Raw genomic sequence first — 25,883 nt, forward strand, 5'->3', positions numbered from 1 at the left:
GACGAATTCGCGGCGGCCAGCTGTCGTTTTCATGCGTGTTGTCTTCATGCCCATGCTCCTTTAAAAGTCAGGGCACCATCTTGACGCAGGCAAGCTCTTTTGATTAGCGGGTACAATCTTGATGTAGTTGTGAGAAAAATTCAGCAATGAGCCAAACCAAAGTCAACGATCTGCAAGCCTTCCTCGCCGTGGCGCGGGAACGCAGCTTTACCAAGGCCGCCGCCAGGCTGGGCATCACCGCGTCCGCGCTCAGCCATACCATCCGCACCCTGGAAGAACGGCTGGGCGTGCGTCTGCTGGCGCGCACCACGCGCAACGTGGCGCCCACCGACGCGGGCGAAAAGCTCATGCTGGCCATCGCGCCCCTGTTCGAGCAGATCGCCGCCGAGGTCGAGGCGCTGGGCGCGCTGCGCGACAAGCCGCGCGGCACTATCCGCGTCACCTGCACCGACGACCATATCGAACTGCTGCTGCGCCCCATGCTGGCCGGCTTCCTGCGCGACTATCCCGACATCAGCCTGGAACTGGTGGTCGACTACGGCTTTACGAATGTGGTCGAGCAGCGCTTCGACGCCGGCATCCGCCTGGGCGAAGCGATCAGCAAGGACATGATCGCCGTGCGCATCGGCCCCGACTGGCGCCTGGCCGTGGTGGGATCGCCCGCGTATTTCGCGCGCCATGGGGCGCCCGCGACGCCGCATGCGCTGACGGAATTCGCTTGCGTGAATATCCGCCACCGGCCCGCTGGCGCCATCTACGCCTGGGAATTCGAAAAGGATGGCCAAGCCTTTGCCGTCAAGGCCGAAGGCCAGCTGGTGTTCAACAGCATCATGCACGTGCTCAATGCGGCGCTCGACGGCATCGGCCTGGCGTATGTGCCCGAGCCCCTGCTGGCGCCCTACCTGGCCGATGGCCGCCTGGTCGAAATCCTCGCCGACTGGTGCCCCACCTTCCAGGGCTACCACCTGTACTACCCGAACCGGCGCCAGGCCACGCCCGCGTTTTCAGCCTTCGTGGAGGCGCTGCGCTACCGCGCCTGATTTCGCCACGTTCCTGCGCGCCAGCCAGGCCAGCGGCAGCAAGGCGAGCAATGCCGCTGCCACGCCGGCCCACGGCGACGACGCCATCAACTGGCGCGAGACCATCAGCGCACCGAGCATGGAACCCAAGGAAATGCCGAGGTTAAACGCGGAAATGTTCAGGCCCGAAGCGAAATCGACGGCGTGCGGCGTGTAGCGCTCGGCCGTGGCCAGCATGCCGGCCTGCAGGGCGGGCGACAGGCCGAAGGCGAACACGCCCCAGACGAACAGCATCACCGTCATCATCCACTGCGAGCTGATGCTGAGCGCCACGCCCGCTTGCGTAACGGCCAGCAACAGCAGCATCACACGCAAGGCCTTTTGCCAGCCCAGGTGACTCGTCAGGTAGCCGCCCGCCAGGTTGCCAGCAAAGGTGGCGACGCCGAACACGATCAGCAAGGCGCTGGCCATGGTGGCGGAAAAACCTGTCACGTCCGTCAGGATGGGCGTGATAAACGTAAAGGCGGCAAAGCTGCTGCCGAAACCGAACGTCGTCACGGCCATCATGGTCAAAATGGGACCGCTGCCCAGGGCCGCCAGCTGCGTCATGGCCTTGCCGCCCTTGCCTTGCACTAAACCGGCCGGCAGCCAGCGCGCCATGGCGGCCAGGCCCAGCGCGGCCAGGACCACCACGGCAAAGAAGGGCAAGCGCCAGCCCATCAAATTGCCGAGGAAGCTGCCGAACGGCACGCCGATCACCATGGCCAGGGTCAATCCCGCGAACATCACGGAAATCGCCCTGCCCGCCTGCGCCTTGTCCACCAGGCTGGCGGCCACGGTGGCGCCGATGGCAAAGTAGGTGCCGTGCGCGACGGCTGTGATGACCCGCCCCAGCAGCAACAGTTCGAACGTGTGGGAAAACGCTGCCAGCAGGTTACCTGCCAGGAACACACTCATCAGCCCCAGCAGGGCCGCCTTGCGCGGCAGGCGCGACATCAAGAGCACCAGCAGCGGCGTGCCGATGGCCAGCGCCAGCGCATACAGGCTCACGAGCGAGCCGGCCGATTCGATGGAAATTCGCAAATCTTTCGCGATGCTTGGCAAGATGCCGACGACGATGAATTCGGTCACGCCGATGGCAAAGGCGCCGACGGCCAGTGCCAGCACGCCGGGCGGCATCTTGCTTGTTTGAGGGGAAACAGGGCTTGCGGTGGTCATGGCATTCTCCGGCTGAGTTCAAGCCAGCCAGTGTATCGGGCATTCCGCTTTTGATATAGACTCCGATAATGGAAACACCTGTGAAATGGATTCAATAATGGCCAGGCAAGACATCAACCGCGCGTTCGAGATGGCCGTCTTCGTCGCCGTGGTGGAAACGGGGGCGTTCTCCGCCGCCGCGCGCCGCCTGGCCTTGACGCCATCGGCCGTGAGCAAGCTCGTCAACCGCCTGGAAGCGCGGCTCGGCGCCCGTTTGCTCCAGCGCAGCACGCGCCAGCTGCACACGACGCCCGAGGGCGACGCCTTCTTCGTGCAGTGCAAGCGCATCCTCGACGATATCGACGGCGCCGAGCGCGAAGCATCGCAAGGCGCGGCGCCGCGCGGGCGCTTGCGCATCAACTGTTTCGTGCCGTTCGGCGTACGCCATCTGCTGCCCATCCTGCCCGAGTTCACGCAGCGCTATCCCGACATCGTGCTCGACGTCGTCGTCAGCGACGCCATCGTCGACTTGCTGGAAGACCGCACCGACATCGCCATCCGCACGGGCAAGCTGAAGGAATCGAACCTGGTGGCGCGCAAGCTGGGCGAAGACGCGATGGTCGTCGTGGCCTCGCCCGCCTACGCGGCACGCCACGGCTTGCCGCACACGCCGCAGGATTTATCCACGCACAATCTGCTGGCGTTCAACTTCCGCTGCCAGAACGAAACCTGGCCCTTCCTCGATGGCGCGGGCGGAACGATGCAGGTGGCGCCGCAGGGCAATACCTGCGTCAGCGATGGCGAAAGCATGCGCCAGCTGGTGCTGGCCGGCATGGGACTGGGACGCTTTTCACGCCAGCACGTGCTGCGCGATATCGAGCGGGGCGATTTGATTCCCGTGCTGCAGGACTACAATCCGGGCGACAGGGAACTCGTGCACGCCGTCTTCGTGGGACCGGGCTTGCAAGTGCCGGCCAGGGTGCGCGTGATGCTCGATTATCTGCTGGAAAAAGTGCAGCTGGGGTGAGCGCCACCTGCCCACATCGCGTCTTATAATCGGCCGTATCGTTGAACTTCCAGGGAACCGCGCCATGCACGATGACTTGATCCATACCTTGCAAACCCGCTTCAGCAAGCACATGCACCGCCATCCAGGATGGACGTGGGACAAGGTGCTGGCGCGGCTGAATGCCGCTCCCGCCAGCCTGGCGGTCTTGGAGCAAATGGAAGACACGGGCGGCGAACCGGACGTCATCGGGCACGCCGGCGGCACGGGCGCCGTCACGTTTTGCGATTGTTCGGCAGAAAGCCCGCTCGGCCGGCGCAGCCTGTGTTTCGATGCTGATGCCCTGGCCGCGCGCAAGGCCAACAAGCCGGCCGGCAGCGCCATGGCCATGGCGCAAACGATGGGAGTCACACTGCTGACGGAAACGCAGTACCGCCAGTTGCAGGAACTGGAACCGTTCGACCGCAAGACCTCGAGCTGGATCGCGACGCCGGACAGCATCCGTGCGCTGGGCGGCGCCCTGTTTTGCGACCGCCGCTATGAGCAGGTCTTCGTCTATCACAATGGCGCCGACTCGTATTATGCGAGCCGGGGTTTCCGTGGCTTGCTGCGCGTCTGACCGCTAAGGCTTCAGACTGCCGCTTCCAGGCGCAATTGCCGGCCTTCATCGAGCATCAGCTCGAACTCGGCCGCCGGCACGGCCGGGCTGAACAGATAGCCTTGCAGCTGGTCGCAGCCGAGTTCGCGCAGGAAGCGCATCTGCTCGGCCGTTTCTACCCCTTCGGCGACGATTTCCTGGCGCAGCTGCTGCGCCATGGTGACGATGGCGCGGGCGATGGCGCAATCGTTTTCCTCGAACGGCAAACCGATGACGAACGAGCGGTCGATCTTCAAGGTACTGATGGGGAATTTCTTCAGGTAGGCGAGGCTGGAATAGCCGGTGCCGAAGTCGTCCAGCGCCAGCGCCAGGCCCATGGCCACCAGCTGGTTCATGATGTCGATGACCTTGTCGGCGCCACGCATCAGCAGGCTTTCCGTGATTTCCAGCATGATCTGGTCGGGCCGCACGCCGTAGCGCTCGAGCACGGCCGCTATGCGCGCCGGCAACTGCTCATCGAACTGGCGCGCCGACAGGTTGACGGCGATGGCCGGCATGTGCAGGCCCCGGTCTTCCCAGCTGCGGATCTGGCGGCATGCCTCGTCCAGCACCCAGGTGCCCAGTTCCAGAATCAAACTGGTTTCCTCGGCAACGGGGATGAAGACGCCGGGCGAGACCATGCCGCGCATCGGATGCTTCCAGCGCAGCAAGGCTTCCGCGCCCACGATGCGTCCGCTGGCCAGGCTCACTTTCGGCTGGTAATGCAATTCCAGCTCCTTGTCGCCCAGCGCCAGCCGCATTTCGCTTTCCAGACGCAAATGTTCCTTGGCCCTGCGGTTCATGTCTTCGCGATAGAACAGGAAGGTCGATTCGATCGTCTGCCCCGCCTTGGACACGGCCACGTCGGCAAAGCGGAACAGGGCCGGCGCTTCCAGGCCATCTTCCGGATACACGGTGATGCCGATGCTGGCGCCCACATGCAGCGCGTGCGCATCGATATTGATCGGCGCCTCGAGCAGGTTGAGCAGCTTTTGCGCCACATTCGCCGCATGTTCGCGCTTTTCGATATGCAGCAGGGCCACGACGAACTTGCTGTTGTCGACGCGCGCCAGGATGTCCGCGTCGCGCAGGGCGCCACGGAACAGCTGGCCGATGGCGATCACCAGCTGGTCGCCCACTTCATGGCCCAGGGTATCGCTGATGGAACCGATGCGGCTGATGTCGATGACCATCAGCGCGCCATGCGTGCCCTGGCGTTTCGCTTCGGCCAGGCCCTGGTCGACCAATTGATTGAGCAGGCAGCGGTTGGGCAAGCCCGTCAGGCTGTCGTAGTTGGCCATGCGCTGCATGCGCGCTTCCGCATCCTTGTGCACCGAGATATCGGAAAACAGGGAAAACACGTGGCTGATTTCGCCGAATTCGTCGCGCACGACGCTGATGGTGACGTCTTGCGGGAACAGTTCGCCATTCTTGCGCTTGCCGATGATTTCGCCGCGCCAGGAACCGTGTCCGCGCATGGCGGCGCGCACCTTGGCGCGGAAATCGGGGTCGTGCACGCCCGAGCGCAGCAAGTCCGGCGTGCGGCCGATGGCTTCGGCAGGCGAATAGCCGGTGATGCGGCTGAACGAACTGTTGATCGAGACGATGCGCTCTTCCGCATCCGTGATCAGCACGGCTTGCTCGCTGTCTTCGATGATGCGCGCGTGCAACCTGACCTTGTCCACGTCGGACAGCGGCTCGCTCATGGCCGACAGGCGCACGGCCATGCCGCATGCCTTGCCCGCCTGGTCGTGGATCACGTGGCGGTGCATGCGCAGCCACGTCACCATGCCCGACTTCTTGCGCCGGCGCACATCGGTAGCCACGTCGCCCTGCATGAAATGCAGTTCCAGCACGCTCGCTTCCGCGTCGTCTTCCGGATACAAAAACAGGATGTGCTGGCCCAGCGCCTCGATTTCGGAATAGCCGAACATCTGTTCGGCGCCATGGTTCCAGCCGATCAAAAAGCCGTCGGGATCGATTTCCAGCAAGGCGTCGGGGGGCGCCACGCGCACGACGGGCCGGCTGGCGCCGCGCAGCCGTTCCAGCTCTTCCTCCAGCCGCGCCAGCGTGGCGGCCTGCTGCGGCCCCGCCTGTTCACGGGCGTCCTGGGCCAGGCGCAGGCACAGCGCGACCTTCGCCTCAAGCATGGCAACCCCACTCGTGGGCCAGGTCAGGGGAAGGTATCAGGGGCGCTGCGGTGTGTGTAATCATCAAAATCCCACTGTGGGGCATGGAGGTCGGGCAAGAAATACGATTGCAATACTGCGAATATGGTAACTTAAAAATGTTGGCGTATGTCAACATTTTAAGGCCTACGCCGAATGGCCCGGCAGATGCTGCGCCAGGCGGGCAAACACATCCGGTTCGCGCATGCGCGCCATCCACCAGCGCAATGCCGCGCCATCCTCGCCCACTCGCCAGGCCAGGTAAAACGTTTCCGACGGTTTCGGCTCTTCCACGGCCTTTTCCACCAGCAAGCCGCGCGCGATGGCGGCGCGGGCGCACGGTCCCGGCAGGAAGCCAAAGCCCAGCCCCAGCACCTGGTAATCGAACTTGACCTGCATGTTCGGCACGCTCAAGGCATCCTGGCCCAGCAGCAGACCCACGGTGCGCGGCGCCATCTGGCGTGCCGAATCGGCCACCACCACGGCCCGGTGCTGCTGCAGGTGGCCGCGCGACAACGGTTCCCGCACCTGCGCCAGCGGATGCGTGGGCGCCACGGTAAAGACGAAGTCGAGCATGCCGATCGGCTGCGCGATATAGCCGCCGCCCGCCGGTCCGTCGCCGGGCGCGCCCACGAGCAAGTCGGCGCGCCGGTCCAGCAGCGCTTCCCACGTGCCCGACAGGGTGTCTTGCGACAGGCGCAGGCGCGTCTGCTGCGCCACGTCGTAAAAGGCGCGCACGTCGTCGGCCAGGGCCACGGCGGAAAACATGGAATCGATGCCGATCGACAATTCCGTTTCCCAGCCGGACGCCACCCTGCGCACGCGGTGCTCGAGGTCCTGTGCCGCCTTCAATAGATAACGGCCCTCTTTCAGCAATTCCTGGCCAGCCGCCGTCAGCATGACTTTCGGGCCATTGCGCTGGAACACTTGCACGCCCAGGTCGTCTTCCAGCTTGGCCACCGTATAGGAAATAGTGGACGGGACTTTATGCAACTCCTTGCCGGCCGACGAGAACGATCCGCGGCGGTCGATGGCGTCAACGATTTGCAGGGCTTCCAGGCTCAGTCTTAACATTCGATTTTTTCGATCATAGGTCGCAAGATTTTCCGTTTTTCTTTCTCTGCTGGGGGGCCTATACTTTGTTCATCGTACAGCGAGGGGCAGAAAAGAAGCCACGGCGTAACGCCAGGCAACGGTCCTTCGAAATTATCGCACATTAACTTATAGAAACGGAGTCCACCATGTTACAGATTCGTCATAGCGAAGAACGCGGCGCAGCCAACCACGGCTGGCTCAATTCCCACCACAGCTTTTCCTTCGGCAGCTACCATGATCCGCTGCATATGGGCTTTGGCCCCTTGCTGGTGATCAATGAAGACCGGGTCACGCCTGGCCAGGGTTTCGGCACGCACGGCCACCGCGACATGGAAATCATTTCGTATGTGCTCGACGGCGCGCTGGAACACAAGGACAGCATGGGCACGGGCTCCGTCCTGCACTACGGCGATGTGCAGCGCATGAGCGCCGGCAGCGGCGTGCGCCACAGCGAGTTCAACCACTCGGCAACGGAGGGCTTGCACTTCCTGCAGATCTGGATCCAGCCGAACGTGACGGGCATTCCGCCCAGCTATGAAGAGAAACACTTCACGCCGGAAAGCAAACGGGGCAAGCTGCGCCTGATCGCCTCCTCCGACGGCCGCCAGGGTTCCGTGCTGATCCACCAGAATGCGGCCATCTACGCCAGCATCCTGCAGGAAGGCGAACAGGCCGAACATGCGCTGGAAGAAGGCCGCCTCGCCTATGTGCACCTGATCCGAGGCAGCCTGGTCGTCAACGGCACGCCGTTGAAAGCGGGCGATGCGCTGAAGCTGACGCAGGAAGCAGCCGTGACATTGACACAGGCAGAAGACGCTGAAGTGCTCGTCTTCGACCTGCCAAAATAATTAACAGACAAATATACAGAAAGAGAAAATCATGGAAAACAGAAGCAACGTATTGCTGCCCCTCGGCCGTGCCGCCCTTGGCGTGCTGTTCTTTGTCTCGGGCTTGCTGAAAATCGGCGGCTTTGCCGGTGTGGCCGGCTACATGGCCAGCCAGGGCTTGCCGATCGCCAATATCTTGCTGGTGGGCGTGATCGTGCTGGAAGTGGGCGGCGGCTTGCTCTTGATCACGGGCTGGCAGGCGCGCTGGGCGGCGCTGGCCCTGGCGCTGTTCCTGATCCCGACTACCGTGATCTTCCACGCCTTCTGGAGCGCCGATGCGGCCCACTTCCAGGACCAGCTGACGAACTTCCTGAAGAACCTGTCCATCTTCGGCGGCATGCTCTTGCTGGTGGAACGCGGCTTTCGCCAGGCCAAGTAAGGCCAAGGCTGCCTGACCGGACGGGCCCGTCATCGACGCGGCCCGCCCTGCCGGCAGCCTGTCACCGTTTTGTCATCAAGCTGACATGGCGCTGTCACATTCGCCAACTATCATGCGGTTGCCATTTAAATCACGCAACCACAGGACATCGCAGCCCATGAACAAGCCCAACGATCTGGCCATCAGCGCCACCGATCTGAACGACATTGACAGCAACGCGTCCCACGACAACCATTTCAACAGCATCCTGAACGCCCGCCTGAGCCGCCGCAACTGGCTGCGCGGCAGCGCCGTCACGGCCGCTACCGCCGTCATGGGGTCGATGGGCCTGTCCGCTTGCGGTGGCGGCAGCGATGCGGTCGCCGTCACGCCGACGCCGACGCCGACGCCTGAAAAACTGCTGGCCTTCACGGCCGTGCCAAAAAGCCTGGCCGACGTCGTGTCGGTACCGGCCGGCTACACGGCCACGGCCCTGTACGCGCTGGGCGACTCGCTGCGCGCGGCCACGCCAGCGTACAAGAATGACGGCAGCGATACCGATTTCGACAACCGCGCCGGCGACCACCACGACGGCATGGAATACTACGGCCTGTCCGCCGCCGGCGCACCGCTGGCGTCCGGCGCCGAACGGGGCTTGCTGGCGATGAACCACGAAGCGACCACGGACGAAAAACTGTCCTCGCACTTCCTGCACGTGAATGGCGGCACCACCTCGCTGCCCCGCCCTGCGGCCGAAGTCGACAAGGAAGTGGCCGTCCACGGCCTGAGCGTGGTGGAAGTCAAGAAGACGGGCAGCGCCTGGGCTACCGTCAACGATTCCGCCTTCAACCGCCGCGTCACGCCGCTGACGGACATCGAGATCGCCGGCCCCGTGCGCGGCAACGCCCTCGTGGTCACCAAATATTCGCCGACCGGCACCAAGACGCGCGGCACCATCAACAATTGCGGCACGGGCAAGTCGCCTTGGGGCAGCTACCTGTCCGGCGAAGAAAACTGGGCCGGCTACTTCACGCGCTCGGCCACCGACAACGCGGCGCGCGGCGACAAGTCCGTCGTGTCGCTGAACCGCTATGGCCGCAGCCAGGGCGGCGCCTCGCGCCACGGCTGGGAAACGGGCGGCAGCGACGACAAGTACGCGCGCTGGAATCTGAGCAAGATCGGCGCGTCGACCAACGGCAGCGACGACTACCGCAATGAGCTGAACGGCATGGGCTACATCGTCGAAATGGATCCGTACGACAAAACCAAGGCCATCCGCAAGCGCACGGCGCTGGGCCGCTACGCGCACGAAAGCGCCGCCTTCAGCGTGCCGGCCGTGGGCCAGCAGCTTGCCGTCTACATGGGCGACGATTCGCGCAACGAATACATCTACAAGTTCGTCACGACGGCCGTCTGGGCCGCCGCCGATGCCAATCCGGCCGACCGTATCGCCACCGGCGACAAATACCTCGATTCGGGCAAGCTGTACGTGGCCAAGCTGGCCGCCGACGGCACGGGCCAGTGGATCGAGCTGGCCATGTCGAACGCGCTGATCCAGGCCTACAGCGCCTACAAGTTCGCCGACCTGGCCGACGTGCTGGTCAACGCCCGCCTGGCGGCCGACGCCGTGGGCGCCACAAAAATGGACCGTCCGGAATGGTGCTCGGTCAACCCGGCCAATGGCGAGATCTACTACACGCTGACCAATAACTCGAACCGCACCGTCAATCCGAGCGGCTCGTCGCAGCTGGCGCCGGACAGCGCCAATCCGCGCGCCTACACGGACATGAAGGGCAGCAGCGCGCAGAACGGCAATCCGAACGGCCACATCATCCGCTTCAAGGAAGGCACGGGCGCGGCCGCGGCCACCAGCTTTACGTGGGACGTCTACCTGTTCGGCGCCGAGAGCGGCGCCGATGCCAGCAAGATCAACCTGTCGAACCTGACGGCCGACCAGGATTTCTCAAGCCCTGACGGCCTGGCCTTCAGCCCGTACACGGGCATCTGCTGGATCCAGACGGACGATGGCGCGTACACGGATGTGACCAACTGCATGATGCTGGCGGCCATTCCCGGCAAGGTCGGCGACGGCGCCAAGTCCACGTTGAACTACGCGACAGCGGCCGGCGGCAACCTGGCGGTCGACACCTTCATCGGCAAGAAACCCACGGCCGATACGCTCAAGCGCTTCCTGGTGGGACCGGTCGGCTCGGAAATCACGGGCATCAGCGAAACGCCTGACGGCAAGACCATGTTCATCAACATCCAGCACCCGGGCGAAAACACCTCGCTGGCGAATATCGGCGATCCGTCCAAATACACGAGCCAGTGGCCGGCCAACGCCGGCTATGGCGCCGGCAAGCGCCCTCGTTCGGCCACCATCGTGATCACCAAGAACGATGGCGGACGCATCGGCAGCTGATGTCCCGTGCCTGGCGGCGGCTACCGCCAGGCAAAGCCAGCAATTCACCTTGTAAAAGGAGGAAGTGCCCCTAAGTAAGGCTTATCACCAGACATTGCAACGACCGAATGGCAGCCAGGGAAAACGTTTCCCTGCTTTTTGGTATGATGGCAAGGCGCGCCGGCACCGGAGTGGTGTCGCGCGCCTTTTATTTTTGATAATTACTTATATGAGCACAACCATGCAAAGCGGCGCAGACATCCTGGCGACAGGCGAATTGGATTACACGACTTCCTGCGCACTGCCGACGCCGTGGGCCCAGTTCACCTTGCACGCCTTTGTCGAACATGCCACGGGCAAGGAACACCTGGCCATGGTGCTGGGCGATATCGGCAACGGCGAACCGGTGCTGGCGCGCGTGCATTCCGAGTGCCTGACGGGCGACGTGCTGTTTTCGCAGCGCTGCGACTGCGGCGCGCAGCTCGAGGGCGCCCTGAAACGCATCGCCGAAGAAGGCCGCGGCATCTTGCTGTACCTGCGCCAGGAAGGGCGCGGCATCGGCCTGATCAACAAGATCCGCGCCTACCGCCTGCAGGAAGCGGGCGCCGACACGGTGCAGGCGAATGAACAGCTGGGCTTCAAGGCCGACGCGCGCAACTACACCTTGTGCAAGCCCATGTTCGCGCAATTCGGCATCCACAGCCTGCGTCTGATGACGAACAACCCGCGCAAGATCGCGGCAATGGAAGCGCTGGGCATCACGGTGGCCGAACGGGTGCCGCTGCTGGTCAACCGCAACGCCTTCAACCAGCACTACCTGAATACCAAGCAAAGCAAGCTGGGTCACATGATGACGCCGGAAACGGCCCCGGCGCTGGAAGACGGCGCCCTGTAATTGCTGCCCCGGCTTGCCGGGCCGGCGCATGCCGGCCCTCGTCCGCCGCGCTCCTGCTCACGCACAAAGGATGCATGAAATTATCTGACTACGCCTTCCTGCTGGCCAGCCTGTGCGCTGGCGCAGGTGCACACGCGGCCCCGGCGCCTGCGCCAGCCGCTGCCCCCGCCGCTTCGACTCCTCCCGCCAAACCGCCGCCGGCCACCGCCGCGCCCGCCGCCACCGAACATGCGGCCCTGCCGCCACCCTCGTCGGCCGCGCAAAAACTGTACACGGCCGCGCGTGCCGACATCCTGCAAGTGCGCGTGCTGCTGAAAAACGGCCGCACGCAGTCGTCGGTCGGCTCGGGCTTCTTGATCGGCACGGGCGACCTGGTGGTGAGCAACTATCACGTGGTGTCCCAGTTCGCGCTCGACCCCGATACCTATGTGGGCGAATGGGTCGACACGAGCGGCCAGCGCGGTAACGTGGAATTGCTGGCCGTCGACGTGCTGCACGACTTGGCCGTGCTGCGCGTCAACCGCCACGGCACGGGTTTCTTCAAGATGCCGGAAACGCTGGCGCCGCTGACGCAAGGCCAATACCTGTATTCGATGGGCAATCCGCTGGACCTGGGCTTCGCCATTTCGGAAGGTTCGTACAACGGCGTCGTCACACGCAGCTTCTACGATCAGCTGATGTTTACGGGGCCGATCAATTCCGGCATGAGCGGCGGCCCCAGCGTCACCGCGAATGGCGACGTGGCCGGCGTGAACGTGTCGAAACGCCTCGATGGCGAACTCGTCAGTTTTCTCGTACCGGCCCGCTATGCCCAGCAATTGCTGGCCAAGGTGGCGCAGCAAGGCAAGCCGCCGAAAGACTTCAAGCCGCTGGTGACGGCGCAGCTGCTGGCGCACCAGGAAGTCATGCTGGCGCGCCTGCTCGACACGCCCTTGAGCCTGAAAGCCATGGGCCCGTACCGCGTGCCCGTGCGCGAGTCGGACCAGATGCGCTGCTGGGGCCGCTCCAACGTCAAGTCCGACAAGCCCTACATGCTCGACAACACCAGCTGCGCCATGGAATCGGCCATCTTCATTTCCGGCGCCCTGCAGACGGGGCAAGTGTCGATGCGCCACGAATTCTTGCGCAGCAGCGAACTGGGCGCGCTGCGCTTTTCCGAACTGGCCAGCGCCTCGTTCAAGAATGAAAGTTTCGGCAGCTACAAGAGCGTGAATCTGACGGGCCCGCAATGCACCGAACAGTTCGTCAAGAACAAGACGCTGCCCCTACGCGCCGTCCTGTGCGTGCGCGCCTACCGCAAGTTTACGGGACTGTACGACTTTGCCCTGCTGGCCGCCAGCACCGATGAGCCACTGATGAGCCTGCAAAGCCGCATCGACGCGCGCGGCGTGTCCTACGCCAACGGCATGCGCGTCACGCGCACCTTCCTCGAAGCGCTGTCGCGCGCGCCCTCCACCAACAGCAGCCGCAAGCCATGAAGCCGCCCTATTACCTTGAAATCCTCGCCGAGAATGGCGAAGTGCAGCGGCGCCAGCGGATCGAGTCCCTGCCGATCCGCATCGGCCGCAGCTACGGCAACGACTTCATCCTCGACGACCCGCATACAGCGGCCGAGCACGCCATTGTGGAAGACGACGGCGACGGCGGCCTGCTGCTGCGCGACCTGGGCAGCCAGAACGGCGTGATCCACCGGGGACAGCGGCAACCGCAAGTGGCCTTGAGTGGCAACAGCATCGTGCGCCTGGGCCACACACGCCTTCGCGTGCGCGCCAGCGATCATCCGGTGGCGCCCGAACTGGGCGACACGACCCGGCACGACTGGGAAGGCTTGCGCCCCGCCGTCGCCGGCCTGGCCATGATCGGCGCCTCGGCCGCCTTCAGCAACTGGCTCAGCGATGCGGACGCCTTCGAGCCGATTTCCTACCTGATGATCGTCGCCTATGCGCTGGCCGGCGGCCTCGTATGGGCGTCGATCTGGGCCGTGGCAAACCGATTGTTCGGCCATGTGGCGCGCTTCGGCCGCCACCTGTTCATCATCGGCTGCGGCCTGCTGGCCATGGAAGTGTGGGAGCTGGCCAGCAACGTGGCGGCGTATGCGTTCTCGCTGGAAGCGCTGACGCGCTACGGACGGCATATGTTCATCATCATCGTGTGCGCCATGATCTACTACCATTTGTGCACGATCAAACCGCAGCACCCGCGCCGCTTCGGCCTCGTCGCCGTCGTGCTGGCCATCCTCGGCTCGAGCCTGATCCTGCTGAGCAACCTGCAGGCCAGCGGCCGCCTGGCCGACGAGACCTACATGTCCGTGATCTACCCGCCGGCCTTGCGCCTGAGCCCGGATCACACGACGGACGCCTTCTTCCGCGACGCGGCCGGCCTGCAGCGCGCCGTCGATGCCGAACGGGGCAAGGCGGCGAAGGGCGCCGACGAAGACGAAGACAGCGGCGATTAAGAGGCCGACATGCAAAAAGCCCGCCGTGTCCTGACAGACCGGCGGGCTTTTTATTATTGCTTGGAAACTCTGCTTAGAACTTAGCTTCCTGCTTGCGGCGCGCCGTAAAGCCCAGCAAGCCCAGGCCGATCAGCAACATGGCGTAGGTGCTTGGCTCAGGGACGGCCGAGATCAAGCCGTCATTGGCACCGAAGCTGGCGAAATTGTTGTTGCCCGCCTTGAACTGCGCTTGCTGGCCGCCATCGCAGCAGCCTTCCAGGCCGTAGATGCTCAGGGTGTGGTTACCGGCCGACAAGGCGCTCGAACCGCTGAAGAACTGGCTGCCATTGTTGTAGTTGCCTGCCCACCACATGTCATTGCTCTTGAAGTCCAGCGCCACGCCGTCGAGGAACAGGGCGCCGCCCTTGCCGAAGTCGACGCCGCTGCGGAAGCTCCAGGCACCCGCATCGGCCGCGCTGACGCCAAAGTTGATCACCGACTTGAAGGCGATGTTCGAGCCGCTGCCGAACAGGCCGCTGTTGCTGACGTTGTCATAGCTGGCGATCGTCGTCGAGCCATAGCCGGCGCCTGGCGTGGCCACGGCGGCATTCACGACGGACTGGTAGTCGGCGGCCGAGCTTTGCGCGCCGGCGCCCGAATAGCCGGTGGAGACGGTGATGGTGCTGGCGTTCGCGTGGGCAAACACACCGACGGCGATCAGGGACAGGGCGATTTTAGGCAGGTTTTTCATGATGGTATCCAGTAAGTAAGTATTCAGTGGGCGCAGCAAGGGGCGCGCTGGAGCTGAATACACGCTGCATTGAGGCGTGTCGGCGTAGCGCTAGGGATTGCGTGAATGAGCGGTCGGGGACGTGGCTTCCACAAAACAGCGCGGACTTGCGGCGTGCCATGGCGGCACTGCAAGCGTCCTGGAAAGGGTTCGGGTTCCCGGGACAAGGCCAGACAATTGACGGGTCAGGTAAGACGTTGGAGCTATTCTAGCTCAAATTTCCAGGAAGAAAAGTATTTTTCTTTTAGCCATGAAAGATATTTTTCTGGCAAGCATCTGTCCAGCGGCAGAAAAGCACCATCTTCCACTCTGTCGCAACGACCATGCGCGGTGCGCGGCGTGTCGCGGCGGCACCACAGACCAGTCCGTCAGTGTCGCATCTTGCGCATTTCTTTTCGCATGCCGCTGCACCACGGGGCGAAACAGCATGGCAAAATGTAGTCACGCTGCTATCTGTCCGATGAGGGGGAAAGAGGAATGGTCGACCTGGAAGAACTACGCTATCTGGCACTGTCGTTTCCCGACACTACCGAGGAAGAACACCACGACCGTCCATCGTTCCGCGTGGGCGGGAAGATCTTCGCCACCCTGCCCGACGACGAGCACATCAATGTGCTGCTCGATGCGGAAGCGGCGCATATCGCCACCGTCATCACGCCAGCGGGCTGCGAGAAACTGTGGTGGGGCGAACGCCTGGCCGGCATCACGGTGTGCCTGGCGGACGCCGAGCTCGACATGCTGGCCGCCGCCCTGACGGCCGCCTGGCGGCGCAAGGCGCCCAGCGACCTGGCCAAGACCATCGCCCCGACAGGATAGTTACATCGGCCAATTACGCAGCAGCAAGCCCACCATCTGCTGCAATTGCTCGCGCGAGACGCCGGCCGCCGCCTGGATGGCCATGCCCTGCGACAGGGTCACGACAAAGCGCGCCTGCTGCTCCGGGCAGGAATCGGGCGGCAAATCCCCCTCTTCCTTGGCGCGCCGCAAGCGGTCGCGCAATTTGATTTCACCGCGCAGCCGGCGCGCGAACAATTCATCGCGGATCGGCAGGGCATCGTCGCTGCAGGCGAGCGCCGCATTGACGCCCATGCAGCCGTGCGGGCCGTCCGGCATGGTTTGCGCGTCGACATACTGCGTCAGCAACGCTTCCACCACCTGGCGCGCCGTCGGCTGTTCCAGTGCCGCATCGAAAAAACGCATGCGCGTGTCGCTGTAGCGTTCGAGCGCCTTGTGGAACAGCTGCTCCTTGTTGCCGAAGACAGCATACAGGCTGGGCCGGTTCATGCCCATGGCCTTCGTCAATTCCGGCAGGGAACTGCCCTCATAGCCCTTTTCCCAGAACACTTTCATGGCGCAATCGAGCGCCTCGTCCGCGTCAAACGTGCGTGGCCGTCCCGTTTTTGCCTTGGCTGTCTCAGCTGTTTTTTCTGGTTTCATACCGATCGGTAAAAAATTATGACAACAATGTTCATTTCCAGATATTATATACCGACCGGTTAAAAACCTCCGGGCTTTTCAGGAACCCCTATGCACACACCCTCCAACACTACTGGCGACGATACCACCGTGGCGCCGTGGCTGGCCGTCCTGTCGGTCGGCATCGGCGCTTTCGCCCTCGTCACCTCCGAATTCCTGCCCGTCGGCCTGCTGCCGGCCATGGCCGCCGAACTGGCCATCAGCAAGGGCCAGGCGGGGCTGATGATCACCACGCCCGGCATCGTTGCCGCGTTTGCCGCCATCTTCGTCACCGTCGGCTCGGGCCGCCTGGACCGCCGCATCGTGCTGCTGGCCCTCACCGCCCTGCTGATCGCCTCGAACTTGCTGGTGGCGCTGGCGCCGTCATATGGCTGGATACTGCTGGGCCGCGCCATGCTGGGAGTGGGCGTGGGCGGCTTCTGGGCCATCGGCAGCGCCATCGGCCCGCGCCTCGTGTCGCCACAGCATGCGTCGCGCGCCATGTCCATCATCTTCGCCGGCGTCTCGCTGGGTACGGTGGCCGGGGTGCCAGCTGGGGCGCTGGTGGGCGAACTGGTGGGATGGCGAGTCGCTTTCGGTGCGGCCAGCGCCATTGCCGTGCTGGTCTTCATCGGCCAGCTCTTGCTGCTGCCCAGGCTGCCACCGACGCAAGCCATCCGCTTGCGCCAGTTGCCGATGATTTTCGGCATCCGTAAAGCCAGGCTGGGCCTGATCGCCACGGCCCTGATCTTCACGGGCCAGTTCGCCGCCTACACATATATCGCGCCGTTCCTCACGCAAGTGTCGCACCTGGCGGCCGGCACCGTCAGCGCGATGCTGCTCGTGTACGGCGCTTCCGGTTTCATCGGCAACCTCGTGGGCGGCTGGGCCGCCGGCCGCTACGAACGGGCCGCGCTGATGGTGACGGGCGCCGTGCTGGGCTTGTCCACCCTGGCCCTGGCCGCGTTCGGCAGCCATGCACTCACCGCCATGCTGCTGGTGGCCGTGTGGGGCTTCGGATTCGGCGCCATGCCGATCGCCGTGCAGACGTGGATGTTCAAGGCGGCGCCGCACTTGATGGAAGGCAGCAGCGCGCTGTTTGTCGCCATCGTGCAAGTATCGCTGGCGTCCGGTGCCTTGCTGGGCGGCATGGCCGTCGACCGGCTGGGCGTATCGAGCGCAATGGTGGTCGGTGGCCTGTTCGCCCTCGGCTGCGCCTTGACGATCGCCATCTTCGGCAAGCCGCAAGCCAATGCCAAGGCTGGCGCGGCCTGCGTCGCCTCGTAGAAAATCAGATGCGGCCGCGGCGGAATTCGCCGAGGAATTTCGTCACTTCGGCCGGCGTCATCACGACGTCCGCGTCGCCGTGATATGCATACAGGAAGGGCGTGCCGCCCAGGCGGTCCGTCAGCTTGGCAAACAGTAAAAAGCGGCTGCCCAACGGATAGCGCTGCAGGTCGGCCAGGCGGCGTGAACACTGCACGGCCAGCTCGGGTGAGAAAGCCTGGCCCGGCACGGGGCGGATTTCCACGTGGCCATTGATGACGCGCGATTCGACGGCAACGTGCCGGTATGCATAAGTATCACGGGCCATGCCGCCACCTTGAATAAAGTAAAGGCGCCATCTTAAGCGAAGTGGGCACCTGGCGTGTTACTGCGGCACGATGCGCAGCAAGCGGCCGTTGTCTTCATCGGTCAGCGCATACAGGTAGCCGTCCGGCCCTTGGCGCACGTCGCGCACGCGCGCGCCGATGTCCAGACGGTCCTGCCCCGTCACCTTGCCGCTGGCATCGACGGCGATGCGGCGGATATCCTTGGCCGCCAGGCCGCCGCTGAAGATGCTGCCGCGCCAGGCGGCGATCTTGTCGCCCGTATAGACGGCCAGCCCCGACGGAGCCGGCGACGGCACCCAGGCCACGCTAGGATTGAGCATGCCCGCCACTTCGTGCTTGCCAACTGGCTCATGCGTCTTGTAGTCGGCGCCATAGCTTTGCAAAGGCCAGCCGTAATTGCCGCCTGCCGTCACCAGGTTCAGCTCGTCGCCACCATACGGCCCGTGTTCCGTGGCCCACACGCGGCCGGAAACAGGATCGAGCGCCAGGCCCTGCACGTTGCGGTGGCCGTACGACCAGATTTCCGGCAAGGCGCCCTTGGCCGCCAGCGGATTGCCGGGCGCCGGTTTTCCCTCGTCCGTCAGGCGCAGGATGGAACCCTGGTGCGTGGCCAGGTTTTGCGCCTGCTCGCGCGCCAGGCGGTCGCCGATGCGCAGCGGCGGATTGCCGCCATCGGCCACGCTCATCAGTAAAGTGCCGTCCGGCAGCCACAGCAGGCGCGAACCGAAATGCTGGCCGCCGCTCTTGTCGGTGGCCACCTTGAACAGGGTCTGGATGCCCGTCACCTTCTTGCCGTCGAACACGCCGCGCACGAGGGTCGTGCGGTTGGCGTCGTTGTTGCCTGTCGACACCGTCATGTAGACCCGTGGCGCAGCCTTGCCCGCATCCTGCGGATGAACGACGATATCGAGCAGGCCGCCCTGACCGCCCGTAAACACCTTGGGCATGCCTTCCAGCGCAACGTCCTCGAATTTCTTGCCGTTAAGCAGATGCAAGGTCCCCTGCTTGCTCGTGACGAGCGCGCGTCCCTCGCCCAGCCAGGCAATACCCCACGGCTGGCGCACGCCCTGCGCGACGGTCTCGGCCTTCCAGCCCTGTTTGGCGGCAGGCGGTTCGCCCGTGGCTTGCAGTTCGGCGTGGGCGGGTATGGCGCAAGCGGCGAAAGCTCCCAGCAACAGTGCGGTGGCAAGGCGTGTGCGCTTGATGGTTGGCATCGGAAATTCTCCTGTGTCGTCAATGAAAAAAGGCGGCCGGGATGGTCTTTGCCATCGCGCCGCCTTTAAAAATAGCACAGATTGCCAGACGGGCGCGCCGCCTGGCAGCGACTATCAACGATAGATCAGATAGTACTTCGCGCGCGGCGTGCTCTTCTGCGCGCCGCCCGTCTGCACCAGCGCCACGGGGTCGCCAGCGGCCGTGTGGAAGATGCCGATGCCGTAACTTTGTTCGCCGCCAATCACCGGCAGGCTAACACTGCCTGCAGGGAACAGCAGTTCACCGCTATATTTCTTGTAGCTGGTCTGATATACCGTATCGTTGGCTGGATAAGCGTAGTCAAGCGAACTTTCCATCAGCAACACTTCCGCTCTGGCGGGCGAATAACTCATCGCTTGCATGCTGTTGCTGCCGCCGCTGCTGCTTGAACCAAAGGTAAAGCGCCCCATGTATTGCAACGTATCGGTACTAAAGTAGGTACCGTTTGCGGTAAACAACAAATCTTCCTTCGGAGACAGGAAGAACGGTGACGAAATGTAATAGTCGCTATACACAGTGCCGTTGGTGAGGATGGCGTGCGTTTGCGGGTCAATGGTGAAATACGAGAGAGTCGCGTAATTACCCTGCGAGAGAAATGCCTTGTTCTTCGATGCCGCAAACACGCCGCGCAGGGCGCCATAGAAACCGCTATTGCCAAACTCAAGCGAAGGCATCGCCTGTCCCGTACGTGCGTTGATAACAGCAACAGCGGGCCGTGCGTATGAAACAGTCGATTGGCCCGAGAGAAATACCACGCCGGCGTTGGTAACGAATACTTCCGTTTGCATGCCACCGGTGCCGGACGATTTCAACAGGCTCCCCGACACCAGATCAACCAGACTGACCACGCCATCATGCAACACAGCAGCCAGTTTGCCGTCCGGACTCAGATTGAAGGTCTTGACCGCTGTCGGCAGATCAATGCTGGTGGTCGCACCATCGACCGGATTGATGACTTTGATTGTGTACGGCTCCGCAGTCACCACGACCAAGCGGTCAACAGCCTGGCTATAACGCATTTCAACCGGCTTGAACGGCAATGCGACCACGCTCGAAGTCGACGTGACCGCATTGAGCTTCAGGTAAGCGACGGCCGTCTGGCGGCCGTTGCTCACTGTCAGCGACAACACGTAAGCACCAGCCACGTCCGGCGTAAATGCAGGAATCGCCGCCGTCGCTGCACCTACAACGGCAACAGAACCGGACGGACGGGTATCGACCGCCCAGGCATAGCTCAGCGGAGCACCACCCTCGTCATAGCTCAGGATGCCGCTGGTGACCACCGGCTGGCCTATCGGCACCGTTTGCGTGTCGCGGCTGATAACAGCCACCGTACCGCGGATGACGCCGACCGGTGCCCTGTTGGCGGCACTGATCTGGTACACCGTGTCTGCATATGCGCCCTTGCCATCGGTAGTGTGGGCGCGCACTTGGTACATGCCCATCACATCGGGTGAGAAGACGGCGCCTTGTCCCGTGGCATACAGCGTGGACATGCTGTCGACCGGCTTTGTTATCAATTGCCATGTCGTACTGACGACGTCGCCGTCGACATCCGTACTGCCTGAGGCGTCGAGGGCCACGCCAGAACCGACCGACACGGTCAGGGGCGGCTGATTCACTGGCACCGCCGTAAAGGTAGCCCGAATCACAGTGACCGCATTCGGTGGGGTATTGTCGGCAATCACAGTTACGCTCTTGTCTGAGAACGCACCCTTGCTGTCTGTCACACGCAAATTGAATACATAGTTACCCAGTACATCGGGCTTGATACTGAGCTTGGCACCGGTGGGAGTAACGGGCACGTAGGCGCTGCCAGCAGGTTTGGCGACCAGGCTCCAGATATAGCTGAGTACATCGCCTTCCGCATCGCTGCTACCAGACGCATCAAGCACCACATCGGCGCCTGTGGTGGCGGTAGCGTCGGCACCGCTGCTGCCATTGCTGACCGTGCCAGCAAAGTAGACAGCGGCTTTTGGTGCCGTATTGACCGGCGGAGGCGATATAGTATCGTTTCCGCCGCCACCGCCACCGCTACCACCGCCACACCCGGCCAGCATCCCAACGCCCAACCAGCGCACGACTGGCCCTTGCATACGACTGCGCATATGATTCCGTTCTCTCAATATTCCCGTGGTTATAAGGTGACGTCTTGTCGCGTCCGAAAAAGCGGACAAATATTATCGTGACAATAACGTTAAATTTTCACCAAATTTCACTTTAGAAATATTAATTTTCAGGAATCATTAAAACAGCGCTGCCGGGTACGCTCAGGCCCGCAACAGCAAGGCCACGGCTTCCGCCGCGATGCCCTCTTCCCGGCCCAGGTAACCGAGCTTTTCATTCGTCTTGGCCTTGATGTTGACCTGGCTCACACTCACGCCCAGGTCTTCGGCCACGTTGGCGCACATGGCGGCGATGTGCGGCGCCATTTTCGGGCGCTGGGCGATGATGGTGGCGTCGATATTGCCGATCACATAGCCGGTGGCTTGCACGCGGCGCACGGCTTCGCGCAGCAGGGTGCGCGAATCGGCGCCCTTGAATTGCGCGTCCGTGTCGGGGAAGTGGCGGCCGATGTCGCCCAAGGCGGCGGCGCCGAAGATGGCGTCCGTGATCGCGTGCAGCAGCACGTCCGCGTCGGAATGGCCGAGCAAGCCCAGGTGATGGGGAATCTTCACGCCGCCAATGATCAGGTCGCGGTTTTCCACCAGCGCGTGGCAATCATAGCCCTGGCCGATGCGAAATGGGAGGTTGGGTGTCGTTGGGTTCATGCGGGTCTCTCAGGAATTCAAGGATGGGCCAAGTACAGCTCGGCCGTGTGTATGTCGCGCGGCAAGGTCACCTTCAGGTTGCGCGGGTGGCCTTCGACGAGCCTGGGCGCCAGGCCCAGCGCTTCAATGGCGCTGGCGTCGTCCGTGATCGCTTGCGGGTCGGGCGCTTCGGATAATGCCTTGTGCAGCAAGGCATAGCTGAACATTTGCGGCGTCTGCGCCAGCCACAGGCCGTCGCGCGGCACCGTCTGCGCGGACAAGCCGCCCTGCCCCGCCCGCTTGACGGTATCGACCACGGGCAAGGCCAGCAGGCCCCCGGCCGGATGCTCACCGACTTCGGTGATGAGCTTTTCGATCAGTGCCGGCGTCAGGCCGGGACGCGCCGCGTCGTGCACCAGCACCTGGTCGTGGGCAGCGATGCTGCCGTGCATGGCGCGCAATCCATTGAGGATGCTTTCCATGCGCGTGGCGCCGCCGCAACGCAGCACAGTGACGCCGTATTCCGGCACGACCGTGTCGATCACGCCATCGTCGGCGCTGACGACGACATAGGTATGCGCGATCAGGGGGCTGGCGAGAAAGGCGTCGAGCGCATGGCGCAGCATGGGTTTGCCAGCGATGGGTAAATACTGCTTGGGACTGCCCGCCTCCATGCGCGCGCCCACGCCGGCGGCGGGGATCAGCGCAAAGTAGCGGACGGTGTTCGGTGCTGCTGTCATGCCATTCCTTGTCTAGTTGGCGGGCGCTGCCTTGCCCGCCAGGATGTTCTGGATTTCACCTTTGCACGCCTTGCCCAGGCGCGCATATTCTTGCGGAGAATCGATGGCCGCCTGCAAGGTTTCCACCTTGCGCATTTCGGCCTTGATGTACGGCAACCAGCCCGTGTCGATCTCGCGCGCCAGCGCCGCCTTGGCCGTGCCGCTGGGCGCATACAGGGGCCGCGCCTCGAAGCGCTTGGCCAGCGCCGCGCGCACGGTCTTTTCCACGCGCGGCAAGTGTTCCATATAGGTTTTCATGTGCCGCAGCTCGTGCGCGAGTATCTCATCATACGCGCAAGTGCCGGGGGCAAACTCGCGGCCGATATAGATCACGACGGGCGCATACGTGAGGCTCACGGTAATCTGCGGCGCCACGCATTCATAGCCGCTGGCCGGGTCTTGCAGCATGGGGCCGGCCAGGGCGATGGCCACGCGCGAATCCGTCTTCGTCAATCCCAGTACCCAGGTATTGGCGCGCGCCATGCCCTTCATCACCGTCAGGGCCTTGTACGGCAGATGCGTGTCGATGCTGTAGCCATTCTGCTGCGCCGTCAGCACGGACACCGTCTTGCTGATCGTGTCTTCGCAGCGCACCTGGAACGGCGTGCGCGCGGCCGCCAGCGTGTCCAGGCTGGCCGTCGCCAGCAGCAGGAAGATTGCCGTGCGCATGCGCTGTATCAGGCCGGCTGCCACACGCCGCTGGTGATCTTGTCAAGCCAGAAGATACCGATGACGGTTTTCACGTCCGTGATCGTGCCATCCTTGACCCAGTCGAGCAGCTGCGGCACCGTGGCCGTAAATGTCTCGAGGAATTCGCCTTCGTCGAGCTGGCGTTCGCCGGCCACCAGGCCGCGCGCCAGGAACAATTCCAGGTGTTCATCGGAATACGCGATGGCGTTGTGGATGGTGGAGACGAATTGCCAGTCGCTGGCCGTGTAGCCTGTTTCTTCCAGCAACTCGCGCTGGGCGCACGCCAGGTGCGATTCGCCCGCGTCGATCTTACCGGCCGGGAATTCAATAAAGACCCGGTCCAGCGGATAGCGGTACTGGCGTTCCATCAGCACCGTGCCATCGTCGAGCAGCGGCAGGATCACGACGGCGCCCGGATGCAGGACGAATTCGCGCGCCGTGATCTTGCCGTCCGGCAGGGCAACACGGTCGCGCTGCACGCGCAGGAAGCCGCCTTGGTAAACGAGCTCGCCATCGACCTTGGTTTCAATCAATTGCGTATCAGTGGCTTGGGTATCCATGGAATTCCTTTATTCAATAAAAAACGGCGCCAGAGGCGCCGCTTTCGGTCGTTGTTGCTAACGGCGTTTGCGCAGGTAGCGTCCGACAAAGCCTGGGAAAGCCAGCACCAGGAACAGGCAGCCGGTGATGGCATAGAACTCCCACGTCTGCGGGAAACCGTTGCCGATGCGCGCTTCGAGCGCGAAGGCCACGGCGCCGACGATGAAGTACAGAATCACCATCTCCAGCAGGCGCAGCGCCAGCGGCTTGCGCCAGCCCTGCTCCGCCTGCGCCGCCTTTTTCAGGGGCACGGCGGCAAACAGTTTCTCGTTCAAGAAAGGCAGGTTCGCGCCCAGGATGCCCAGGGCGATCACCAGCCAGCTCGAGACGGTGACATCCATCGGTCAGGACGCCAGGGTCTTGGTGATGGCCGAAGCACAGGCCGCCAGGATGCTGTTAGGCATCACGCCCAGCGCCAGGACGAACACGCCGTTCAGTGCCAGCACGACGCGCATGTCGCCATGCACGACCAGTGCGTTGGTATCGGTCGGCTCGTCGAACCACATCATTTTCACGACGCGCAGGTAGTAGAAGGCACCGATCAGCGAGAACAGTACGGCGGCGATGGTCAGCCACAGCTGGCCCGTGGCCAGCACGGAAGCGAGCACCGAGTACTTGGCCATGAAGCCCATCAGCGGCGGCACGCCGGCCAGCGAGAACATGAACAGGGTCATCACCAGAGCGAAGATCGGGCTGCGTTTGCCCAGGCCCTTGAAGTCGGCCAGTTCTTCCGCTTCGAAACCACTGCGTGCCAACAACATGATCACGCCGAAGGTACCCAGGGTGGTGAACACGTAGGTGATGACGTAGTACATCGAGGCGCCGTAGGCGGTGGCTGCGCCAGCCGCGTTCAGGGTGTTGTTCGGTGCGTCTACGGTACCGGACAGCAGGCCCAGCAGAACGAAGCCCATTTGCGCGATGGTCGAGTACGCCAACATGCGCTTCAGATTCGTTTGCGCGATGGCGGTGAAGTTACCGATGGCCAGCGACATCACGGCCAGCACCAGCAGCATTTGCTGCCAGTCATGCGCCATCGGCAGCAAGCCCTCGCCCAGCAAACGCAGGGTGATGGCAAACGCGGCCAGTTTCGGCGCGCCGCCCAGCAGCAGGGTCACGGCCGTCGGCGAACCTTGATACACGTCAGGCACCCACATGTGGAATGGCACGACGCCCAGTTTGAAGGCCAGGCCGGCTACGAGGAACACCAGGCCGAAGACCATGATGGTGCCGTTGGTCTTGCCGTTTTCCAGCGCCACGCGCAGTTCGCCCAGATCCAGCGTGCCGGAGGCGCCGTACAGCATCGAGATACCGTACAACATGAAACCGGAAGCCAGTGCGCCCAGGATGAAGTATTTCATGGCCGCTTCCGTGGCCTTGGCATTGTCACGGCGCAGAGCGATCAGCGCGTACAGCGACAGCGACATCAGTTCCAGACCCAGGTAGATGATCAGGAAGTTGTTGGCCGAGATCATGATCATCTGGCCAAGCAGTGCAAACAGGGCCAGCACGTAGAACTCGCCGCCCAGGTTACCCGACAGCATGTTGCGGTCGGTGGCATAGGCACGCGAGTAGATCAGGGTCAGCGCCACGGCGCCGTACGAGAACAGTTTCAGCAGCTGCGACATCGGGTCCGACACGAACATGTTGTGGAACGTGTAGACGGTGGTGCCCGCGTTGAAGTCGCCCACGGTCAGCAAGGCGCAGCCTGCCAGGGTCAGCAAGGACAGCGCATAGGTGATCGAACGCTTCGCCGCAGGCAAGAACATATCGATCAGCAAGAGCGCCGACGTGGCGATCAGCAGAAAGATTTCCGCGTACAGCGGTACCAGATTAGGTGCATTAGTCATGTTATCGG

25 protein-coding genes are annotated in these 25,883 nt (G+C 63.3%); 11 read left to right on the forward strand and 14 right to left on the reverse strand.

From position 1 onward, the window contains the following. Positions 1 to 146 precede the first annotated feature (146 nt). Positions 147 to 1,040, forward strand: a complete 894-nt coding sequence (locus AC54AG_RS20540; RefSeq protein ID WP_034749920.1) for a LysR family transcriptional regulator — start codon at positions 147 to 149, stop codon at positions 1,038 to 1,040. Here AC54AG_RS20540 and AC54AG_RS20545 read toward each other — a convergent pair. After that, positions 1,005 to 2,237, reverse strand: a complete 1,233-nt coding sequence (locus tag AC54AG_RS20545; protein ID WP_496631464.1) for an MFS transporter — start codon at positions 2,235 to 2,237, stop codon at positions 1,005 to 1,007. The two genes, AC54AG_RS20540 and AC54AG_RS20545, sit on opposite strands and share 36 nt — an antisense overlap. Positions 2,238 to 2,322: 85 nt before the next feature. On the opposite strand from AC54AG_RS20545, the gene AC54AG_RS20550 reads away from it, so the two are divergent. Next, complete coding sequence (locus AC54AG_RS20550) at positions 2,323 to 3,243, forward strand: LysR family transcriptional regulator (protein WP_496631465.1); 921 nt, start codon at positions 2,323 to 2,325, stop codon at positions 3,241 to 3,243. A 64-nt stretch (positions 3,244 to 3,307) separates the two neighbouring features. Next, complete coding sequence (locus AC54AG_RS20555) at positions 3,308 to 3,841, forward strand: DUF4256 domain-containing protein (RefSeq protein WP_496631466.1); 534 nt, start codon at positions 3,308 to 3,310, stop codon at positions 3,839 to 3,841. 11 nt (positions 3,842 to 3,852) lie between these two features. Here the strand turns inward: AC54AG_RS20555 and AC54AG_RS20560 are convergent, their stop codons facing one another. Together AC54AG_RS20560 and AC54AG_RS20565 are read right to left on the reverse strand one after the other, a co-directional pair. Then, the gene (locus tag AC54AG_RS20560; RefSeq protein ID WP_070302160.1) at positions 3,853 to 6,009 is read right to left on the reverse strand and encodes a putative bifunctional diguanylate cyclase/phosphodiesterase; all 2,157 of its coding nucleotides are present in this window, start codon (positions 6,007 to 6,009) and stop codon (positions 3,853 to 3,855) included. Positions 6,010 to 6,174: 165 nt separating this feature from the next. Then, positions 6,175 to 7,101, reverse strand: a complete 927-nt coding sequence (locus AC54AG_RS20565) for a LysR family transcriptional regulator (RefSeq protein ID WP_034749931.1) — start codon at positions 7,099 to 7,101, stop codon at positions 6,175 to 6,177. A gap of 167 nt (positions 7,102 to 7,268) precedes the next feature. Here AC54AG_RS20565 and AC54AG_RS20570 point away from each other — a divergent pair, with 167 nt between their 5' ends. From AC54AG_RS20570 to AC54AG_RS20595, 6 genes are all read left to right on the forward strand, one after another. Continuing rightward, positions 7,269 to 7,970 carry a pirin family protein gene (locus AC54AG_RS20570; RefSeq protein WP_072452761.1) on the forward strand — a complete coding sequence of 234 codons (702 nt, stop codon included), beginning with the start codon at positions 7,269 to 7,271 and terminating at the stop codon, positions 7,968 to 7,970. Positions 7,971 to 8,001: 31 nt separating this feature from the next. After that, positions 8,002 to 8,388, forward strand: coding sequence for a DoxX family protein (locus tag AC54AG_RS20575; protein WP_034749935.1), 387 nt, complete (start codon positions 8,002 to 8,004; stop codon positions 8,386 to 8,388). 157 nt (positions 8,389 to 8,545) lie between these two features. Then, positions 8,546 to 10,789: a PhoX family protein gene (locus tag AC54AG_RS20580; protein ID WP_072452757.1), complete on the forward strand. Its 2,244-nt coding sequence runs from the start codon at positions 8,546 to 8,548 to the stop codon at positions 10,787 to 10,789. Between the two features lie 220 nt (positions 10,790 to 11,009). Further along, on the forward strand, positions 11,010 to 11,663 hold the full coding sequence (gene ribA, locus AC54AG_RS20585; RefSeq protein WP_034749940.1) for a GTP cyclohydrolase II: 654 nt from the start codon (positions 11,010 to 11,012) through the stop codon (positions 11,661 to 11,663). Positions 11,664 to 11,737: 74 nt separating this feature from the next. Continuing rightward, positions 11,738 to 13,141, forward strand: coding sequence for a S1 family peptidase (locus AC54AG_RS20590; protein WP_496631467.1), 1,404 nt, complete (start codon positions 11,738 to 11,740; stop codon positions 13,139 to 13,141). Then, positions 13,138 to 14,118, forward strand: coding sequence for an FHA domain-containing protein (locus AC54AG_RS20595; protein WP_496631468.1), 981 nt, complete (start codon positions 13,138 to 13,140; stop codon positions 14,116 to 14,118). Before AC54AG_RS20590 ends, AC54AG_RS20595 begins: the two co-directional genes overlap by 4 nt. Before the next feature lie 73 nt (positions 14,119 to 14,191). On the opposite strand, the gene AC54AG_RS20600 is transcribed toward AC54AG_RS20595, so the two are convergent. After that, the gene (locus AC54AG_RS20600) at positions 14,192 to 14,848 is read right to left on the reverse strand and encodes a CCXG family PEP-CTERM protein (protein WP_072454057.1); all 657 of its coding nucleotides are present in this window, start codon (positions 14,846 to 14,848) and stop codon (positions 14,192 to 14,194) included. A 516-nt stretch (positions 14,849 to 15,364) separates the two neighbouring features. Here AC54AG_RS20600 and AC54AG_RS20605 point away from each other — a divergent pair. Beyond that, positions 15,365 to 15,703, forward strand: coding sequence for an MmcQ/YjbR family DNA-binding protein (locus AC54AG_RS20605; protein WP_072452751.1), 339 nt, complete (start codon positions 15,365 to 15,367; stop codon positions 15,701 to 15,703). Here AC54AG_RS20605 and AC54AG_RS20610 read toward each other — a convergent pair whose 3' ends face one another. Further along, positions 15,704 to 16,324: a TetR/AcrR family transcriptional regulator gene (locus AC54AG_RS20610; RefSeq protein WP_496631469.1), complete on the reverse strand. Its 621-nt coding sequence runs from the start codon at positions 16,322 to 16,324 to the stop codon at positions 15,704 to 15,706. A gap of 90 nt (positions 16,325 to 16,414) precedes the next feature. Here AC54AG_RS20610 and AC54AG_RS20615 point away from each other — a divergent pair, with 90 nt between their 5' ends. Beyond that, positions 16,415 to 17,629, forward strand: coding sequence for an MFS transporter (locus AC54AG_RS20615; RefSeq protein WP_338679294.1), 1,215 nt, complete (start codon positions 16,415 to 16,417; stop codon positions 17,627 to 17,629). 4 nt (positions 17,630 to 17,633) lie between these two features. Here AC54AG_RS20615 and AC54AG_RS20620 read toward each other — a convergent pair whose 3' ends face one another. The 9 genes from AC54AG_RS20620 to nuoN all read right to left on the reverse strand — a co-directional run bounded on the left by AC54AG_RS20620 (position 17,634) and on the right by nuoN (position 25,875). Beyond that, a complete protein-coding gene (locus AC54AG_RS20620) occupies positions 17,634 to 17,936 on the reverse strand; it encodes a hypothetical protein (RefSeq protein WP_034749954.1) in 303 nt (100 codons plus the stop codon). Positions 17,937 to 17,993: 57 nt separating this feature from the next. Continuing rightward, positions 17,994 to 19,169 (reverse strand): PQQ-dependent sugar dehydrogenase, encoded by a 1,176-nt coding sequence (locus AC54AG_RS20625; protein WP_496631470.1) that lies wholly within the window; start codon positions 19,167 to 19,169, stop codon positions 17,994 to 17,996. A gap of 114 nt (positions 19,170 to 19,283) precedes the next feature. Beyond that, positions 19,284 to 21,317, reverse strand: coding sequence for a PKD domain-containing protein (locus tag AC54AG_RS20630; protein ID WP_496631471.1), 2,034 nt, complete (start codon positions 21,315 to 21,317; stop codon positions 19,284 to 19,286). A 162-nt stretch (positions 21,318 to 21,479) separates the two neighbouring features. After that, entirely contained in the window at positions 21,480 to 21,980 is a 501-nt protein-coding gene (gene ispF / locus AC54AG_RS20635) for a 2-C-methyl-D-erythritol 2,4-cyclodiphosphate synthase (protein ID WP_496631472.1), read from the reverse strand. A 17-nt stretch (positions 21,981 to 21,997) separates the two neighbouring features. After that, positions 21,998 to 22,699, reverse strand: a complete 702-nt coding sequence (gene ispD / locus AC54AG_RS20640) for a 2-C-methyl-D-erythritol 4-phosphate cytidylyltransferase (RefSeq protein WP_456130412.1) — start codon at positions 22,697 to 22,699, stop codon at positions 21,998 to 22,000. A gap of 12 nt (positions 22,700 to 22,711) precedes the next feature. After that, complete coding sequence (locus tag AC54AG_RS20645; RefSeq protein ID WP_034750291.1) at positions 22,712 to 23,407, reverse strand: membrane protein; 696 nt, start codon at positions 23,405 to 23,407, stop codon at positions 22,712 to 22,714. 8 nt (positions 23,408 to 23,415) lie between these two features. Beyond that, complete coding sequence (locus AC54AG_RS20650) at positions 23,416 to 23,988, reverse strand: NUDIX domain-containing protein (protein ID WP_034749968.1); 573 nt, start codon at positions 23,986 to 23,988, stop codon at positions 23,416 to 23,418. A 57-nt stretch (positions 23,989 to 24,045) separates the two neighbouring features. Then, positions 24,046 to 24,369 carry a DUF2818 family protein gene (locus AC54AG_RS20655; RefSeq protein WP_034749970.1) on the reverse strand — a complete coding sequence of 108 codons (324 nt, stop codon included), beginning with the start codon at positions 24,367 to 24,369 and terminating at the stop codon, positions 24,046 to 24,048. 3 nt (positions 24,370 to 24,372) lie between these two features. Continuing rightward, positions 24,373 to 25,875: an NADH-quinone oxidoreductase subunit NuoN gene (gene nuoN, locus AC54AG_RS20660; protein ID WP_070302186.1), complete on the reverse strand. Its 1,503-nt coding sequence runs from the start codon at positions 25,873 to 25,875 to the stop codon at positions 24,373 to 24,375. Between the last annotated feature and the right edge of the window lie 8 nt (positions 25,876 to 25,883).

This window comes from Janthinobacterium sp. BCJ23 (assembly GCF_059617945.1).